This is a genomic window from Nocardia sp. NPDC051981 (assembly GCF_040680715.1).
Classification (GTDB): domain Bacteria; phylum Actinomycetota; class Actinomycetes; order Mycobacteriales; family Mycobacteriaceae; genus Nocardia.
On sequence record NZ_JBFAXK010000015.1, the window covers coordinates 45,252 to 62,778 of the forward strand.

Genomic DNA, 17,527 nt, shown 5'->3' on the forward strand with positions numbered 1-17,527 from the left:
TCCGTGCCCGCTGGAGATTCTCGGGCTTTCTGGCGCTGTCCGGCCGTGTCACACTCGCTGTGCGAATTGCACGGCGTGGCTTCGGCCGTGATGGTGGCTCGAGGAACCGGGGTGAGGCAGACCCAAGAACTTTGGGCTGGTGCGCGTTTGAAACGTGGACTACTCAAAGTAGAACCCCTGATCTTGCTCCGGCATTCGCTGTGATGTGACTGGCCTCGGGGGGATGGGAGAGGTTGTGCGGTTGCTCGGCCCTTGGTCGGATTCGGTGGATGTCGCCGCCTATGGGGGTGGGAAGGCACGGGGGTTGTACGCGCTGGGGGAGGTGGGCGTGCGGGTGCCCGAGTGGGTGGCGCTCAGCACGGAGGTGTTCGATGGGTTCGCGAGCGCGGCGGGCCTGACCGGGGAATTGGAGGGGTTCGCGGCGCTCGGGGAGGTCGAGGCCGCGGTGGCTCGGGCCGCCGAGCTGCGCGGCGCGCTGGCGGCCGCGGAGGTGTCCGAGGCGGCGGTGGCGGTGATCGGCGAGGCCTGGGAGCGGCTCGGGCCGGAGCCCATCGCGGTGCGGTCGTCCATGTCGGCCGAGGACGGGGCGGAGGCTTCGTTCGCCGGGCAGTTCGACAGCCACCTGAACGTGCACGGTCTCGAAGCGGTGATCGCCCGGGTGCGGGATTGCTGGGCGTCGGCGTTCTCCGAGCGTGCGGTGCGATATGCGTTCGCGCACGGCCTGTCTCGTGCCTACGCGCCCGCGGTGGTGTTACAGCGATTGATCTCGGCGCGATCCAGTGGCGTGGTGTTCACGCGGAATCCGATGACCGGCGCGGACGATGAGCTGGTGATCAGCGCCGTCTACGGGCTGGGGGAGGGTCTGGTGTCCGGCGCGGTCGACGCCGACTCGATGATCCTGGACCGGGACACCGGTATTCTGCTCGATATCGCTCTGGGGGACAAAGATATTCGTTTCGATCCCGGCGACGGTCAGGGCTGCGCGACGGTCGAGGTCGAGGCCGGCCGACGCGGCGCGCGGGTGCTGACCGATGCCGAGACCGCTGAGCTCGCCGAGATCGCCCGGAAGGTCGAAATGTCCTGTGGCGCACCGCAGGACATCGAATGGGCCATCGACGACACCGGTGTGTGGCTGCTGCAGGCCCGGCCGATCACCGCGACCGCGTCGACGCTGTCCGCGCGCGAGGTCGAGCTGCGTGGCGCGGGCGAGCGGGTGGGTCCCGGTGAGACGCGAATCTGGGACAACTCCAACATCATCGAGAGCTTCAGCGGCGTCACCTCACCGCTGACCTACACCACCGCCGCCGATATCTATGGCCGCGTGTACCGCGGCTACGCGGCCTCCCTGGGGGTGCCGCCCGAGCAGCTGCGGCAGACCGATGCGTGGACTCCCGTGCTGCTGGGCAGCTTTCACGGCCGCGTCTACTACAACCTGCTGCACTGGTACCGCATGGTCGGCATCGCGCCCGGCTACCCGCTCAACCGCCGGGTGCTCGAGGCCGCCCTCGGCGTGGCCGAACCGCTGCCGGCGGATATCGCGAAGACGCTGCGCCCCTTCGAGTTCGACAGCGCCGCGGCCCGGCTGCGCTCGCGGGCGCGCACCACGGTGATCTACGCGCGGCGCTTGTTCGGCATCGACGACCTGGTCGAGCGGTTCATGACCGACTTCTACCGCGTCTACGACGAGTACGACGCCGTGGACTACACCGCGCTGACCGGCGAGCAGGCCTACCGCTCCTATCGCACGGTGGAGGGCGACCTGGTGCGGCGGTGGGGCCCGCTCATGGTGCTCGACGCCATCCTGCTCACCCTTTCGGGCCTGATGTTCGTGCTGACCAAGCTCTTCCTGCCCAAGGCGCCGGAATGGTTCCTCTACGCCGTGGTCGGCCCGGGCGCGGATGTCGAATCCGCCGAGCCGGCCCGCGCCATGACCGAGCTCGCCCGGGTCGTGCGCGCTGATCCGGAACTGAACGACATCATCAATTCGACTGCGCCGGAGTCGATTCACGACGCGCTGCGGGCCGCCGACCGCACCGAGTTCCTCGCCGCCCTCGACGACTATCTGGACCGCTACGGCTACCGCAGCCTCGATGAACTCAAGCTGGAAACACCGGATCTGCGCGAGAATCCGGCCAATCTGTTCGTCATGCTGCGCAGTGCGGTCGGCCGGGTCGGCGACACCGTGACCGCGCACCGTGCCGGCGAGGCCGACGCCTACCTGGACGAGCACCTCGGCCACGGCGTCCGGCGGCGCGTCTACGAACGCCTGCGCGCCAAGGTCTCCCGCTGCGCCGCCCACCGTGAGCGGCTGCGCTTCTGCCGCACTCGCGCCTTCGGCATGGTCAAGCGCATGATCCGGGTGATGGGCCGGGATCTGGCGGCCCGCGGCGTGATCGACGGGTTCGAGGACGTGTTCCAGCTGACCGTCGAGGAACTGCGCGGCTGCTACGAGGGCGCGGACACGGACCGTTTGCGCGAGGTGGTGACGGTGCGGAAGTCGCTGCGCGCCAAGGATTCCACGCTGGTGGCCCCGGCCCGCTTCCGCACCGTCGGACCGCGGCTGGGCAATGCCGAACTGGCCGAGCAGGGCTGGGTGCCGGTCACCGCGACGGCCGCGGCTACTCCCGGCACGGTGCTCACCGGAACCCCGTCGGCGGCGGGCATTGTCGAGGGCGCCGCGGTGATCGTGGACGAACCCCGCGACGTGGCCGGCGGCATTCTCATCGCCTACCGCACCGATCCGGGCTGGGTGGCGGCCCTGCCCTCGGCGTCGGCGCTGGTCATCGAACGCGGCAGCCCGCTCACCCACGTGGCCATCGTGGCACGCGAGCTGGGTGTGCCGACCGTGGTGCAGCTGCCCGGCATCACCCGCCAACTGCGCAGCGGCATGCGTATTCGAGTCGATGGGGCCGCCGGCACCGTCACCGTGCTTCCCGAAGGAGACCAGTGATCGACCACGTGAACGACGAAGCGACCGTGCGCAGGTGGCTGATCGAGCCCTCGGCCGGCACCGGGCTGTACCTGGCCGACGAGGCCGACGGCTGGGAGTACCGCAGCTATCGGGAGCTGGCCGACCAGGTGTGGTCGATCACGGACCTGCTGCGGGCCGCGGGACTCGGCAGCGGTGACGGCGCGTGCGTGATCATGCCGACCGGATTCCCGTGTGTGGCGGCCTTCTACGCGGTGTGGGCGTGCGGCGGGGTGTTCACCCCGGTCGCGCCGCCCATGTTCGGCGACCTGGAGCAGATCGTCGCGCACATCGCGGGCATCGTCGAGCAGGCCGCGCCCCGCCTGGTGGTCACCTCCCCGGAGTTCGAGACCTTCGTCCGCAGCGCCTGCCTCGCGGCCGGTCGCACCGACGAGCCGGTGGTCGTCCATGCCGCGGCGCTGCCCGCCGCCCCCGCGACGCGCGAACTCGCCGATGTGTCGGAAGTGGCATTGCTGCAGTTCACCTCGGGTTCCTCGGGCGCACCGCGCGGCGTACGGGTGAGCTGGCACAATCTGGCCAACAACATCGCCATGATCACTCGCCTCATCGACTGGCGACCGGGCGAGACCATGGTGTCGTGGCTGCCGCTCTACCACGACATGGGGCTGGTCGGCGCGTTCCTGCAGGGCGTCACCAACCAGGCCGACCTGTACCTCATGCGCCCCGACCAGTTCGTGCGCGACCCGCTGCGCTGGCTGCGCGCCATGACCCACGCCCAGCACGCGCCGTCGCCGTCGTTCGCGCTCGGCTATGTGGCGCACCGGGTCCGGCCCGAGGAGATCGCCGGCCTGGATCTGTCGGGCTGGCGGACGCTTGCCATCGGCTCCGAACCGGTCGAGGTCGCCGATCTGCAGGCCTTCGCGAATCTGACCGGTCCGCAAGGCTTCTCGATGGGCGCGTTCACCCTCGCCTACGGGCTGGCCGAGGCGACGCTCATGGTGACCTCGTCGCCCACCCGGCGGCCCATCACCGCGCTGCGGCTGGACAATCCGAATCTGCGCTTCGGCGAACGGGTTCCGGTGCTCGAGGAGGCGATGCTCGACGACACCCACCGGGTTTCGGGCGCGGGCTGGATCACCGGGCTCGGCTTCTCCACCCCCGAATCCACCGTGACCGTGGTCGACGACGAGGGCCGGGAACTGCCCGACGGCGTCCTGGGCGAGATGGTGGTGACCGGAGACTCGGTGGCGCTGGGCTACTCAGGCGAGCCGAGCGCGACCTCGTCCACCCGCCTGGAGAACGGCCGCCTGTACTCGGGGGATGCCGGATTCCTCTACCGCGGTGAGGTTTTCGTCCTCGGCCGCATGGGCACCAGCATCAAGGTGCGCGGCCGCTCGGTGTTCATGGAGGACATCGAATCCCGGGTCGCCCAGGAAACCGGGCTCACCAAGGGCAAGCTCGCCGCCGTCGGCCTCGTCGAGGCCGGACTCCAGGGTGTCGCCCTCTTCGCCGAGACCGCGCCCGGCGACTGGATTCCGCAGGCCCGCGACCTCATTCGCGGCCACCTCGGACCCGCCCAGACCGTGCACATCGTCACCGGGCCGCGCGGCCTCATCCGCCGCACCTCCAGCGGCAAGCCCCGCCGCCGCCACATGTGGCAGCTGCTGCGGGACGGCGCCCTCGAGGGCGCGGTGTTGCACGAGGCGGATGCCGCCGCGGAGCAACCCACTTCCCTCGAGCCGGAAGGAGCGGCGGTCGACAAGCCACAGTCGAGTGGGCTCACGCAGGCCGGCGACGCCTCGGATGGCGGATCCGAGGCTGGACCGCGCCCGGCGCAAGCCGTGCCGCGACCCGGGATGCCCATGGACAGGCTGCGACAGCTCCTGGACGGCGCGCTGCGGTCGGTCGCCGTTCCCGAGGACGCCGCCGTCCTGTTCGAGGGCTCGCTGGCCGAGGGTTTCGGCAATGCGGGCTCCGACATCGATTTCCTGGTGGTGGCCCCCGGCGCGGACGAGCTGCCGACCCTGCCGACCGTCTTGTTCCTCGACGGCCGCCGGGTCGAGGTCCGCACCCGCTCGGTGGCCCAGCTGCGCCGGCAACTCGAGCGGGCGGCCACCGACCCGGACGAGGACGGCCTCAACCGTTGCCAGCGCTTCCTGCGCGCCACGGTCATCCGACCCGGCACGGTGGATCTGGACCTGCTGCGCGGGATCCTCACCCACGACGCCTTCACCACCCTTGTCGCCGACTGGTGGGTCACCCGTGCCCGCCACGCCCTGGGCTACGCCATCGCCCTGCGCGCCTTCGGAGCTCATACCGAGGCCGAGACCTGGGCCGAGGACGGCCTCCGCCAAGCCATGAAGGCCTGGCTCGCCCGCCGAGGCGAAACGTACCTCGAAACCAAATGGCTGCCGCAGCAACTCGATCGCACCGCTCCCGATACACTCATCGACCGCTACCGGCGGCTCATCGACGCGGCCGACCAGGAGTCCATGGGCAGCGCCGGCGATTCCAGTCGGTTCAGGCCCGGAGTGTCCGGATCGTCGAATTCCGACAGTGCGTACGCGACACAGGTCGAAGGCTCCTCGGGCGATGCAGTGGGCATTGCTGCGTTCGGATCCGAGTTCAACGCGGCAGCAGCTTTCGCCGGCCGGGTGGACGGGGGGATCCGCGCCGCGGCGGGTTTGGAGTCGGCCGCGGGGACGCGCGAGCCGGCCGGCTCGCGGTGGGCTGCGAGGCTGGTGCTGGCCGCGGATCTCGGGGTCGACGGCGTCGCGGACGATCCGCACGAGCTGATCTTCACGCGGCGTCCCGCCGTGACCACCTGGCCGCTGGCCGGACGTCTGCACGTGCTGCGTTCCGCCAGTGAGGTTTTCGTGCTGTCCGACGCGGGCGCCCAGGCGTGGCGGTCGGTGGTGTTCCGGCAGTCGATCCGGGATGTCATGGCGCGCGCTTCGCGCGATATCGGGGCGGAGCTGGCGGAGTTCGTCCGGCTGGGGTTCGTCGGGCTGCAGTGGCGGGGCGGCGAGGTGCTCGAACCGGCCCTGGCCATGTGCAAACCGGTGGAGGCGTACACGCCGGTGGCCGTCGTGGCGACGCCCGCGCTGGGACTCACCGGTGCGGCGCGCGGGGAGGGAATCGCGACACTGTCGGCGTTGCCCGCCCGGCGGTTCATCGGGGCCGGTCTGAATCTGGTGTGGTCCAACGTGGTGCTCGAGAACGCCCGCGAGGATCTGGTGGGCGCGGTCAAGGACGCACAGGGCGAGGTCGCCGATATCGCAGCGCACCGGCTCATCGCCATGACTGTGCGAGTGCTGTTGAGCGCTTTCGGCATTCATCCGCTGCCCGCCGATGTGGATCCGGTCGGCACGGTCGCGGCGCTGCTGCCCGCGCACACCCCCGAGCGGGACACGCTGATCGCGGCACTGGAATCGGCCGCGCGCGTGCGGTTCTCGCGCACCCTGCGAAACGGCGGCGACGCGCTGAACGATCTTGCCCGTGTCGACGACGTCGTCGCTACGGTGCGGCGCCTGGCCGCGGATACCGGTGCGGGCCGGGACTTCCCGGCCTCCTTCGATTCCCGCGAGCAGTGGCAGCGCACCCTCACCCTCGGCTACGACTGGCTGCGGCTGGCCGGGTATCTCGACGCAGATCTGCCCCTGGACGAGGCCCGCGACCTGCTGGCCAGCGGCGGCCAGCAGCCCCACCTGCGAGAGAGCGAGCAGTCATGACCATCGAAGCCACTGTCGCCGAACGCGTCCGGCACATCATCGCCACCATGGCCCCGCGGCCCGCCGAATTCGACGGTGCCGCCGATGCGCGGGAACGGACCGACGAGCTGCGCCTGATCGAGGACCTCGGCTTCGACTCGCTGCGGCTCATGGAATTGACCGTGGTGCTCGAACAGAGCTTCGCGCTGCCGCGCTACCGGCCCGAACAGCTGATGGGGGTGCTGCGGGTCGGCCAGGTCGTCGATCTGGTCACCCGCACCCTGGAGGTGAGCGCATGAGCGAACGGAACACCATCCTGCTCACCGGCGCGAGCGGACTGGTCGGGTCGGAAGTCGCCGCCCGGCTCAGCGCCTCCGGCCGCCCGGTAGCGACCGTGCTGCACAACAATTCGGATATCCGCCGCAATGACGGCAGCGGGTACGAACCGGACCTGCGGATCACCGGCGACATCCGGCGGCCGGCCTTCGGGCTGGACCCCGCGACGGCCGCCGATCTCGCCGGGCGGGTGGGCATCATCGTGCATAGCGCCGCCACCACCGCCTTCGACGCCACCGCCGAGACCTACGACGAGCTCAACGTGCGCGGCGCGGAGCACGCCGTCGCGCTGGCCCTCGCCTGGGACGTGCCGCTGCTGCACGTCAGCACCGCCTACGTGTGCGGTCTGCGGCACGGCATCATCCGCGAGGACGAACTGGATGCGGGCCAATCCTTCGGAAACGGTTACGAGCAGAGCAAATTGCGGGCCGAACAGGTGATCCGGGAGGCCGGGGACCGCGGTCTGCGGTGGGCGGTGGTGCGTCCGGGCATCGTCACCGGCGCGCTGGGCGACGGCGTGATCCGCGAGTACAAGAACCTCTACACCGTGGTGAAACTCATGGTCGAGGGCAAGCTGCGCACCCTGCCGGGCCGCTACGACGCCACGCTCGCCCTGGCCCCGGTCGACCACGTCGCCGACGTGATCGCCGCCGCGGTCACCGATTTCGACAGCGTCGCCGGATCCACCCTGCACGCGGTGGGCCGGGACACGCTGTCACTGCGCGAGGTCTCCGACGTGCTGGCCGAGTACCCGTCCTTCGAAGTCGCGACGTTCGTGCCGGAATCCTCCTTCCGCGCCGAGGATCTCGACCTCATCGAGCGCGAGTACTACCTGCGCATCGGCGCGCTCTACACCAGCTACTTCCAGCGCCGGCTGTCCTTCGACACCAGCAATGCGGACCGCCTGCTGGACCGGCTCCCACCGCCGACCGGCAAGGACTACCTGCGGGCGCTGCTGGACCACTGCCTGGAGTCCGGCTACCTGGGCGCGCCGCTGCCGTCCATCGCGGAAACCTTGGCGCGCACCGGAATCGGCGCATCGACACCGGGAGCGGGGGTCCGGTCGTGACCGGCGACGCCCTGCGCACCCTCCTCGCCGACGCGACTCCGTCCAAGGAGAAGGTCGACGCCTATCTCACCGACACCTATGTGCTCGAGACCGTCGAGCAGGCACAGCGGCTCGGCATCGACGCCGCCGCCTTCGCCCGCGAGCACTCGCTGCTGCTGCTGAAACCGGACGCCATCGTGGCCCGGGCCGTCGAACCGACCCTGACGTGGCTGGCGGACAACGACTTCCAGGTGGTGGACGCCCGCCGCGTGGTGGTGGACCGGCATGTGGCCCGCGCCCTGTGGTACTTCGCCTGGAACATCGCCTCCCCCGAACGTCGGCGGCTGGCCGACCTGCTGGTGGGGATCTCCGATGTCCTGGTGCTCGTGGTCCGCGGCCCGGTCGCCGACCTGCCGACACCGGTGCGCCTCACCGCCGCCAAGGGCGCGACCGACCCCCGCAAACGGCAGCCCGGCGAACTGCGCTACCTGCTCGGCCGCCACAACTACCTGCTCAATCTCGTCCATTCCCCCGACGATCCCGCCGACGTGCTGCGCGAACTCGCCATCTACTTCGACGAGACCACCCGGGCCCAGGTGTTCGCCCACGCGCTCGAGCGGCGCGACCGGACCGACGCGGCCGCCGCGCTGGCCCGCGACCTCTACGACCGGGCCCCCGCCCGCAGCTTCGAGCGCTCCGACGCCATCGCCCGGCTGTGCACCGAACTGGGTTCCGCCGCAATGAAATCCCTCGACGACCGGATCTCCGCGGCCGAACCCGGCTCCCCGGCCGCCCAGGCCGCGCTGCTGGAGGTGGCGTGGTCCAGTGGCCGCGAGCTCGACCCCTGGTCGCTCATCGTGCTGGGTTCCTACGTCCTACCCATGCGCGCCGGGACGGGGTCGCAGACCCTGCGCCCGGTCAGCGCGACCGATTGGCTGGAGGCCAGACCATGACGACGACACAGCCACCCAGAACCGCTCACCCGCTCACCCAGGCCGCCGCCGTGCGCGCCACCCACCTGCGCACCATCCCGCGCGCGCTCGCGCACCGGCACGCGGTCGCCGAGGTCTTCGTGACCTCGCTGGAGGCCGAAACCTCCGGCGCCTTCGTGGCCGGGGCCCAATTGCCGCGCATGCACGGCCATTACGGCGATCACGCCGGCGCGCTGGGCCTGCACCACGACCTGATCGCGGTCATGGAGGCCGCCCGGCAGGCCTCCATCGCGGTGACCCACGAGTTCTTCGACGTGCCCACCGACCGGGCTTTCCTGGTGCGCACCTTCAACGGCACCGGCATCGACGGCGCGATCTGGGAGATCGGTTCCGCGCCCGCCGATCTCGAACTGCGGGTGCGGGCGCTGCGCGAACACCATCGGGGTGAGCGGCTGGAGGGCCTGGACCTGGTCCTCGACATCAGCTGCCGGGGAGTTCCGATGGGTACCGTGGACGGCTCCTTCTCCTGGGTGGATCCGCGGCGGTGGGCCGCCATCCGCGCGGGTTACCGGAAGCACCTGGGCCTGGGGCCCTTCGAGATTCCCGCGTCGCCGGGCACGCGGGCCGCCGCGGCACTGGTCGGCCGGGAGAATCCCCGCAATGTGGTGATCGGGCCGCCGGAGTCCACCCCGGGCCGGTCCCGCGCCGCGCTGGTCGCCGACACCACCCATCCGATCCTGTTCGACCATCAGCTCGACCATGTGCCCGGCAATCTGCTCATCGAGGCCTGCCGGCAGGTCGCGCTGACCACCATGGGCCCGCAGCCTCGCCGATTGATCAGCGTGACAAGCGCTTTCGACCAGTTCGTGGAACTCGACCTGCCCGCCGTGTGCGTGGCCGAGCGCACCGACTCCGGGGTGGACGCCACCGTCGTGCACTGCGAGATCCGCCAGGCCGGTGCCGTGGCGGCCCGGATCGACCTCGAATTCGCGGGGGATCTGGCACTGGCGGAGGACGGCGACTGATGGACACCGATCTGCTGACCGGCACCCGCGCGGTCCGCAAACGCCTCGACCTGCGGCGACCCGTCGACGACCGGGACCTGCGGGAGTGCCTGGAGATCGCGGTGCACGCGCCCAGCGGCTCGAACCGGCAGCCGTGGCGGTTTGTGGTGGTGCGCGACCCCGGACTCAAATCCCGGATCGGCGAGTACTACCGGAAGGGGTTCGCCGCCAACCTCTCCGGCCGCACACCCCGGCCGGATCAGCTGGCCGATCTGGCCTCGGGGCAGCACCTGGCCGACCACCTGGGCGAGGTGCCCGCACTGATCGTGGTGTGCACGCTGGGCCGACCGCCCGCCGAACCCTCGGCGCTACGGCTGGCCAGCTTCTACGGGTCGATCTATCCGGTGGTCTGGAATCTCCAGCTGGCCTTGCGCACACGCGGACTCGGATCGACGCTGACCACAGCGCATCTGGCCTACGAGCGCGAAGTCGCCGAGCTGCTGGGCATTCCGTTCGAAGAGGTCACCCAGGTGGCCATGCTGCCGGTCGCGCACCTGCTGCCGGGCGGCGGCAAACCCGTGCGCCGCACGCCCGCCGCGGAACTGACCGGCTGGGACGGCTGGCCGACGCCGGGGGAGGTGGCGGCGCAGTGACCGATCTCGCCGAAAGCCCGTCCCGCACCGGCCTTCTCACCTCCGTGGGCCGGGTCGCACGGTTCACCAAGGTGATGTACAAGCCGCACTATCTGCTGTACGGCATCCTCTGGGTGCTGGCCCTGGAAGGGACGGCGGCACTGCTGACGCAGCCGGGCGTCGCCTGGTATCCGACCGGCGCGACCGCCGCCCGTATCGGCATCGTCGCGATCGTGCTGCTGTACCTCCGCATGGTCGACGAGCAGAAGGACCTCGAGTACGACCGGGTGCACAATCCGGACCGGCCGCTGGTCACCGGAGCGGTGAGTGCGCTCGAATTGCGCAGTGCCATGGGGGTGATCGCGGTGGTATCCATCGCGGGCAGCCTCGCGTTGTCGGTGCGCTCGGCGGTGGCCATCGCGGCGGTGCTCGCCTACGGCCTGATTCTCTGGGCGCTGGAACAGCTTTCGGGGACGGTGCGCACCGATATCATGCTCAACCTCGTGGTCACCTACCCGGTGCAGCTGCTGGTGACCGCGTATGTCGTGCTGTCGGCCGTCGACACCGGTGAAGCGGCGGCCCACGGCCGGGTCGCGGTGGTGGCGGTCGTGTTCGCTGGAGCCTTCCTGCAATTCGAGTTCGCCCGCAAAACCTCGCGCAGCGTGCGGCCGGGGGAGATGTACTACTCGAACGCGCTCGGCGCGCTCGGTAGCGCCGGGGCGTCGGTACTGTGCGCACTGGCGGCGGCGGTGGGTGAGATCGCCGTCGCGAAACCGTGGGAGTGGCACCGCGCGGCCGCCGCCCTCGGCTGGATTCCCCTGGCGCTCACGCTGATCCCGGCCATCGGAGCATGGCGGTTCGTGCGGTCGCGGGACGACGAGTACCCGGTGCTGCCCGCGGTCCTGTTCATCCTCACCCTGTACCTGACGCTGATCGCGCAGGCGGCGGTGGCCACCCGCGGCTGAGCGATCAGCGGTAGGACAAACGCCGGAAGGACACGGCGGCGCAACCGAATCCGACCGCTGCGATGACCAGGCACCACAACACCGCCGCCGGCGCCCGGTCGGCGGCGGTGCCGTCCAGCAGCGCGCGCACGGTGTCGACCACCGGGGTCGCGGGCTGCCGGTCGGCGATACCGCGCAGCCAGCCCGGCATGGTGCGGGTCGGCACGAACGCGCTGCTGACATACGGTATGAACGTGATCGCGTAGGTGAGCCCGCCCGCCGCCTCCGGATTGCTCGCCGCCATACCCAGCGCCACCGCGACGGCCGTGATCGCGACCACGAACAAGGTGATCAGCGCGGCCGCGCCCAGCCAGCCCAGCGGCCCCGAACCCGGCCGGTAGCCCAGTGCCACCGCGACGCCCACCGCGATGGCGATGGCCGCCATGGTGCGCACGAGGCCCTCGCTCAGATGCCCCGCCGACAGTGCCTGCCGGAACATGGGCAGCGTCCGGAAGCGGTCCATACTGCCCCGCGTCATATCGGTGCACACGCTGGTCGCGGTGATCGACGCGCCGAAACCCGTGCACAGCAGCATGATTCCCGGCACCACATAGTTCAGGTACGAGCCGCCGACCTCGATCGCGCCGCCGAACACGTAGGTGAACAGCAGCATCATCAGAATCGGCATGGTCAGCGAGATGACCAGCGTGTCCGTGCTGCGCAGGGTCCGGCGGGCGCAGCGCCGGAACATGACCAGGGTGTCGGGGACGAAATGGCGTACCGCCGTGAGCATGGGAGCGGTCACCGGGCGGCGGCCTCGATGAGATCCGCGGTGTGCTCGGCCACCCCGGTGGTCCGCAGGGTCGCCGCGAAGCCCTCGACCCGCTGCCGGGTCCGCCCGTTCAGCAGCGGCGCCAGCGCGCCCGCCAGCCGGTCGGCGGTCATGGCGGTGAACGGAAGATGCGCGCCCACACCGAGTTTCTCCACCTGCCCGCCCCACATGGGCTGCTCGAACGACACCGAGCACACCACCGTGGGCAGTCCGGCGCGCAGGCTTTCGAACAGGGTGCCGATGCCGCCGTGGTGCACGGCGGCCGCGCAGTGCGGGAAGATCAGATCGTAGGCGAAATTGCCGACCAGCTTGATCCGGTCACCCGTCACGGTGTTCGCGAAATCCAGATCGCTCCACCCCGCGTGCACCAGGGCGCGCACCCCGAGCCGGGTGGACACCTGCTCCACCATGGCGAACACGGCCGCGGCATCGCGAATCGGCATGCTGCCGAAGCCGAAGAACACCGGCGGCTCGCCCGCCGCGACCCAGGACAGAATATCGTCGTGGCTGCCCGACAGCTCACCGACCGCCGCGCGGGTGGCCTGATCCAGGGTCAGGAAGCCGGTGAAGGGGCGGCGGGCGTCCCACTGCTCCGGCAGGTTCGGCACCAGGGCAGGATCGTAGATCTGGATCTCGGGCACCCGCGCCCGCGCCAGCGCCGCGGCCGGGCTGGCGTACGACTTCGGCAGCCCCAGCACGCCGCGCAGCTCGTTGAGGTAGCGCAGGAACACCACGCGGCGCAGGTTCTCGGCCAGCCGCCAGGTTGCCCGATTGACCGGGGCGGGCGGATTCCAGTGTGCGGGAAGCAGACCGGGGAACGGGTAGGCGCTGTTCATCCGTGCCGGGTAGTAGTGCAGGCTGACCAGCGGCACGCCCATGGCCTCCGCGATCGAGGACGCCCGGTCCTCGGTGACGGTGCTGGCCACGATCAGATCGGCCTTCGCGCACACGTCGATGACCTCGCGGTTCATCCGCTCGCCGTACTCGGCCATCTGCTCGCCGACCAGCTGCATCAGCCGCAGCGTATTGCCCGCGGCCAGCGCCCGCTGGCCCGCGTCGGAGCTGTAGAGCCGCTGCACGTCCGGTCCGCAGGACTGCGCGGGAAGGCCTGCGGCGGTGACGAATTCGACCAGATTCGGCGGCGCGCCGAACAGCACCTCATGGCCGCGGCGCTGCAATTCGACGCCCAGGCCCACGATCGGGTGCACATCGCCCCGGGTTCCGGTCAGCGGTATCGCAATGCGCATGCGGCCTCTCTCGGCAGGGGATGGGATCCCTTGACACTGGGGTGCTCTGCAGGCCGGCGTCCAGACGTAGGAAATGTGGGCATTTCACTGCGGGGCGCCGCTGCGTAGGGTTGCGCTGATGCACATCGCCATGTTCGTGGACTACCATCCGGCCTCGCTCGGCGGGGTGCAGACCGCCGTCACCGGGCTGCGCCGCGGACTCGAACGCGCCGGGCACCGGGTCACCGTGTTCACCGTGCCCGATCCGGCGGCCACGCCGGACCCGGATGTCGTTGCGCTGCAACCGCTGCCGGTTCCAGCTGTGAACGGATTCGCGGTCGTCGCACCGACCCGGCGCAATGCCGCGCTCATCGACGCCGAATTCGCCGCTCGGGGGTCGATCGATATCGTGCACACCCAGAGCACTTACGGCGTCGCCATCGCGGGCCTGAAAGCGGCACGGCGGCACCGGATTCCGCTCGTGCATACCGCGCAGAGCCGCGACGACGCCTTCATCGAGCACACCTCGCCCGCGCCCTACGCCACCGCGCTGGCGCTGCGCGGGTTGCACGGCCGCTATGTGCCGCACGACCATCACATGCCGCACCGGGCCGGGGAATCGGCCGCGGCCCGCCACGCCTGGTGGACGATCAGCGGGCAGGCCCAGGCCGCCGACCAGGTGATCGCGCCGACCCGGCACTTCGCCGACCTGCTGCTCGCGCACGGGCTCACCCGCCCGATCACCGTGGTGTCCAACGGTGTCGACGACGCGCTGCTCGACGCGCGCACCGCCGTGACGCGCCCCGTGGACGGGCCGCTGCGGCTGGTGTGGTGCGGGCGGCTATCGGGGGAGAAGCGGCTGCTGGAAGCCATCGAGGCGGTGCGGCGCACCGACAATTGCGTGCTCGACGTCTACGGCGAGGGCGACCTGCGCGGCGCGGCTGTCGGCCGCATCGTGGAACGGCGGCTCGGGGAGCGAATCCGGTTGCACGGCAGGGTGAGCCAGGCCGCCTGCCTCGACGCCATGGCCGCGGCGGACGCACTGCTGTTCCCCTCCAATGGATTCGACACCCAGGGCATGGTGCTGCTCGAGGCCACCGCCGTCGGGCTGCCGGTGGTGTACTGCGATCCCGATCTCGCCGAATCGGTGCCCGCGGGCATCCGGTCGGCGGATCCGTCGGTCGAGGCGCTGAGCGAAACCCTCGCCAAGCTGGCGGCGGACCGCTCGGTGCTCGCCGGCCTGCGCGCACAGCTGGCGGGTCAGATCGACACCGTGCGCCAATCGCACCAGATCGCACGGGTATTGGAGGTCTACCGGGACGCCGGCGCTGGATTGGCCGCCGCGCCACAACCCGTCATGCCGCGGAGTCTGGCGGACATCCCCACGGCGCCGGGTAGCGTGCCGGTGCTCGGGCACAGCCTGCGCGCGCTCACCGACGCACCCGGCTTCGTGACCTCGCTACCCGCGCTCGGGCCGATCGTGCGCGTGCACTTCGGCCGCCAGACCGGCTATGTGCTCACCACCCCGGACCTGCTGCGCGAGGTCAATCTCAGCGACGCCGAGTTCGAGCGGGAGGATTTGCGCGAGGCCATCGACGATATCGCGGGCGGGGCGGTCAATGTGCTGCGCGGGCCCGAACACCGGTTGCGCCGCCGCATGATCTCGCCCGCGCTGCGGCAGAGCCGACTGGCCGAATATGCCGAAGCCGCAGCCGATATCGCCAATGCCTGGGCCGCCGCGCTGCCGGTCGGTCAGCGGGTGAATCTCATGGACGAGGCGCACGGACTGGTGCTCGACACCGTGTCGGCGACCCTGTTCACGGCCGACTTCGGCGACAGTGCGCGCCGCGAGATCCGCGACAGTGTGCCGTGGCTGCTCAGTCAGGTCATCGTGCGCACCGCACTGCCGCCGCAGCTGCGCAGGCTGCGGGTCATCGCGAACTACCGGTGGCGCAGCAAGTCCCGGCACCTGCGCGCCGCGGTGGGGGCGGTGGTGAGCGAATACCGCAGGCGCGACGAGGATTTCAACGATGTGGTGTCGGCGCTCATCCGGCACACCGACAGCGAGACCGGGGCGCGGCTGTCCGACGACCACATCATCGACGAGGCCATTCTCATGCTGGCCGGCGGCGTCGGATCCATGGCGTCGCTGACCGGGTGGCTGTGGCACGAGGTCAGCCTGCGACCGGCCATCGCCGAACGCCTGTACGCGGAACTGGATGTCGTGGTCGGCACCGGTGACGTGCGGCCCGAACACCTCGCCGCCATGCCGTACCTGAAGCAGGTCGTCTCCGAGACCATTCGATTCTGGGGACCCTGGATCAGCGCCGCCAACGCCAGCGCCGACCTGACCATCGGGGACGTCACCATTCCCGCGGGGGCCGCGATCATGTTCAGCCCCTACATGGTTCAGCACGACCCGCGCTGGTTCGCCCACCCCGAATCCTTCGATCCGGAACGCTGGTCCGCCGAGAACGCCGCCGACACCGCCAAGAAGGCGATGATCTCCTTCGGCGTCGGCCGCCGCCGCTGCCTCGGCGACCACTTCGCCATGCTCGAAATCGCGCTGGCCTCCGCGGCACTGCTGTCCCGCTGGCGGATCACCCCGGTGCCGGGACACCGGGTGCGGGCCTCCAACCGGGATTTCGTGCTCTCGCCGTCGGCGCTGCCGGTCACCCTGCGGGCCCGCTGACCCCGGCGGGTACTACAGCAGCACCGGCAGCTCGTGCAGCCCGTGCATGAGGGTGCTCGGATGCCAGGCGAGCGCTTCCGCGGCCGGTGAGAGGCGCAGGTCCGGGAACCGGGACAGCAATGCGGCGAAGGCGATCCGCGCTTCCAGGCGGGCCAGCGGGGCGCCGACACAGAAGTGGATACCGTGGCCGAAGGCCAGATGGCCGGTGGTGTCGCGGGCGGGATCCAGGGCGTCGGGGGCCGGATAGCGGTCGGCGTCGCGGTTGGCGGCGGCCAAGGCGACGAAGACGAATTCGCCCTCGGGGATGTCCGTGCCCGCGATGGTGACCGGTTCGGCCGTGTGTCGGATGGTGCTCATGTTCACCGGTCCGTCGAAGCGCAGGAATTCCTCCACCGCGGCGGGAATCGCCTCGGGGTCGGCGCGCAGGGCCTGCAGCTGCGCCGGATTGCGGAGCAGGGCGAGGGTGCCGTTGGCGATCAGATTGACGGTGGTGTCGTGCCCGGCGACCAGCAGCAGGAAGGCCATGCCGACCTGCTCGGACTCGGTGAGGGCATCGCCGTCGTCGGCGGGGACGGCCAGCGCGGACAGCAGATCGGCGGCGGGTTCCACTGCCTTCGCCCGCACCAGCTGGGTCAGGTAGACCGCCATGGCCTCGGAGGCGCGGGCCCGGTCCTCGTCCAGGCCCGCGACCGCGACCAGCGCCCGGGTCCACTCCTGGAAGTCCGCGCGATCGCCGAGCGGCACACCGAGCAGCTCGCAGATCACCGTGATCGGCAGCGGCTCGGCGAATTCGCGCAGCAGGTCCACCTCGGACCGGCCCTCCAGGGCATCCAGCAGCGAACCGGTGATCTCCTCGATCCGCGGGCCCAGCGCGGCCACCCGGCGCGGGGTGAAAGCCCGGGTCACCAGCTTCCGCAGCCGGGTGTGGCCGGGCGGATCGGTATTGAGCATGTGGGACAGCAGCGCCAGCATGTTCGGATCCGACTGCGGCACACCGCGTTTGCGGCTGAGCAGTGCGTCGGAGACCGCGGCCGCCTTCTGCAGGCGCGGATCGGACAGTGCGGCCCGGCCCGCGGCGTAATCGAGGATGACCCAGCGGATCACGCCGTCGGGGAACCGAACTCGCCGCACCGGCCCGTGCTCGCGCCAGCGCCGGTAGTGGGCGTGCGGATCGGCGAAGAACTCCGGGCCGATGGATTCGATCCGGTCCGGGGCTTCGATGTCGGCCATACCTCGACCCTA

At 70.7% G+C, this 17,527-nt stretch carries 12 protein-coding genes; 9 read left to right on the forward strand and 3 right to left on the reverse strand.

What is annotated here, in order from left to right:
- The first annotated feature begins 223 nt into the window (after positions 1-223).
- The 8 genes from AB0L60_RS24635 to AB0L60_RS24670 are packed head-to-tail and all read left to right on the forward strand — an operon-like array spanning position 224 to position 11,556.
- Positions 224-2,950, forward strand: coding sequence for a phosphoenolpyruvate synthase (locus AB0L60_RS24635; RefSeq protein WP_364617879.1), 2,727 nt, complete (start codon positions 224-226; stop codon positions 2,948-2,950).
- Positions 2,947-6,660 carry an AMP-binding protein gene (locus AB0L60_RS24640; RefSeq protein WP_364617881.1) on the forward strand — a complete coding sequence of 1,238 codons (3,714 nt, stop codon included), beginning with the start codon at positions 2,947-2,949 and terminating at the stop codon, positions 6,658-6,660. The genes AB0L60_RS24635 and AB0L60_RS24640 overlap by 4 nt, the downstream gene beginning before the upstream one ends.
- On the forward strand, positions 6,657-6,938 hold the full coding sequence (locus tag AB0L60_RS24645) for an acyl carrier protein (RefSeq protein ID WP_364617883.1): 282 nt from the start codon (positions 6,657-6,659) through the stop codon (positions 6,936-6,938). Before AB0L60_RS24640 ends, AB0L60_RS24645 begins: the two co-directional genes overlap by 4 nt.
- A complete protein-coding gene (locus AB0L60_RS24650) occupies positions 6,935-8,044 on the forward strand; it encodes an SDR family oxidoreductase (protein ID WP_364617885.1) in 1,110 nt (369 codons plus the stop codon). Before AB0L60_RS24645 ends, AB0L60_RS24650 begins: the two co-directional genes overlap by 4 nt.
- Positions 8,041-8,976, forward strand: a complete 936-nt coding sequence (locus tag AB0L60_RS24655; protein ID WP_364617887.1) for a nucleoside-diphosphate kinase — start codon at positions 8,041-8,043, stop codon at positions 8,974-8,976. Before AB0L60_RS24650 ends, AB0L60_RS24655 begins: the two co-directional genes overlap by 4 nt.
- Positions 8,973-9,980: a ScbA/BarX family gamma-butyrolactone biosynthesis protein gene (locus tag AB0L60_RS24660; RefSeq protein ID WP_364617889.1), complete on the forward strand. Its 1,008-nt coding sequence runs from the start codon at positions 8,973-8,975 to the stop codon at positions 9,978-9,980. Before AB0L60_RS24655 ends, AB0L60_RS24660 begins: the two co-directional genes overlap by 4 nt.
- Positions 9,980-10,612, forward strand: a complete 633-nt coding sequence (locus AB0L60_RS24665) for a nitroreductase family protein (RefSeq protein WP_364617891.1) — start codon at positions 9,980-9,982, stop codon at positions 10,610-10,612. Before AB0L60_RS24660 ends, AB0L60_RS24665 begins: the two co-directional genes overlap by 1 nt.
- Positions 10,609-11,556 (forward strand): hypothetical protein, encoded by a 948-nt coding sequence (locus tag AB0L60_RS24670; RefSeq protein WP_364617893.1) that lies wholly within the window; start codon positions 10,609-10,611, stop codon positions 11,554-11,556. The genes AB0L60_RS24665 and AB0L60_RS24670 overlap by 4 nt, the downstream gene beginning before the upstream one ends.
- A gap of 4 nt (positions 11,557-11,560) precedes the next feature.
- Here the strand turns inward: AB0L60_RS24670 and AB0L60_RS24675 are convergent, their stop codons facing one another.
- Complete coding sequence (locus tag AB0L60_RS24675; RefSeq protein ID WP_364617895.1) at positions 11,561-12,340, reverse strand: ABC transporter permease; 780 nt, start codon at positions 12,338-12,340, stop codon at positions 11,561-11,563.
- Positions 12,337-13,614, reverse strand: a complete 1,278-nt coding sequence (locus tag AB0L60_RS24680; RefSeq protein ID WP_364617897.1) for a glycosyltransferase — start codon at positions 13,612-13,614, stop codon at positions 12,337-12,339. Before AB0L60_RS24680 ends, AB0L60_RS24675 begins: the two co-directional genes overlap by 4 nt.
- A 118-nt stretch (positions 13,615-13,732) precedes the next feature.
- Here AB0L60_RS24680 and AB0L60_RS24685 point away from each other — a divergent pair, with 118 nt between their 5' ends.
- Entirely contained in the window at positions 13,733-16,285 is a 2,553-nt protein-coding gene (locus tag AB0L60_RS24685) for a cytochrome P450 (RefSeq protein WP_364617899.1), read from the forward strand.
- A 12-nt stretch (positions 16,286-16,297) separates the two neighbouring features.
- Here the strand turns inward: AB0L60_RS24685 and AB0L60_RS24690 are convergent, their stop codons facing one another.
- The gene (locus AB0L60_RS24690; protein WP_364617901.1) at positions 16,298-17,515 is read right to left on the reverse strand and encodes a cytochrome P450; all 1,218 of its coding nucleotides are present in this window, start codon (positions 17,513-17,515) and stop codon (positions 16,298-16,300) included.
- Positions 17,516-17,527 lie beyond the last annotated feature (12 nt).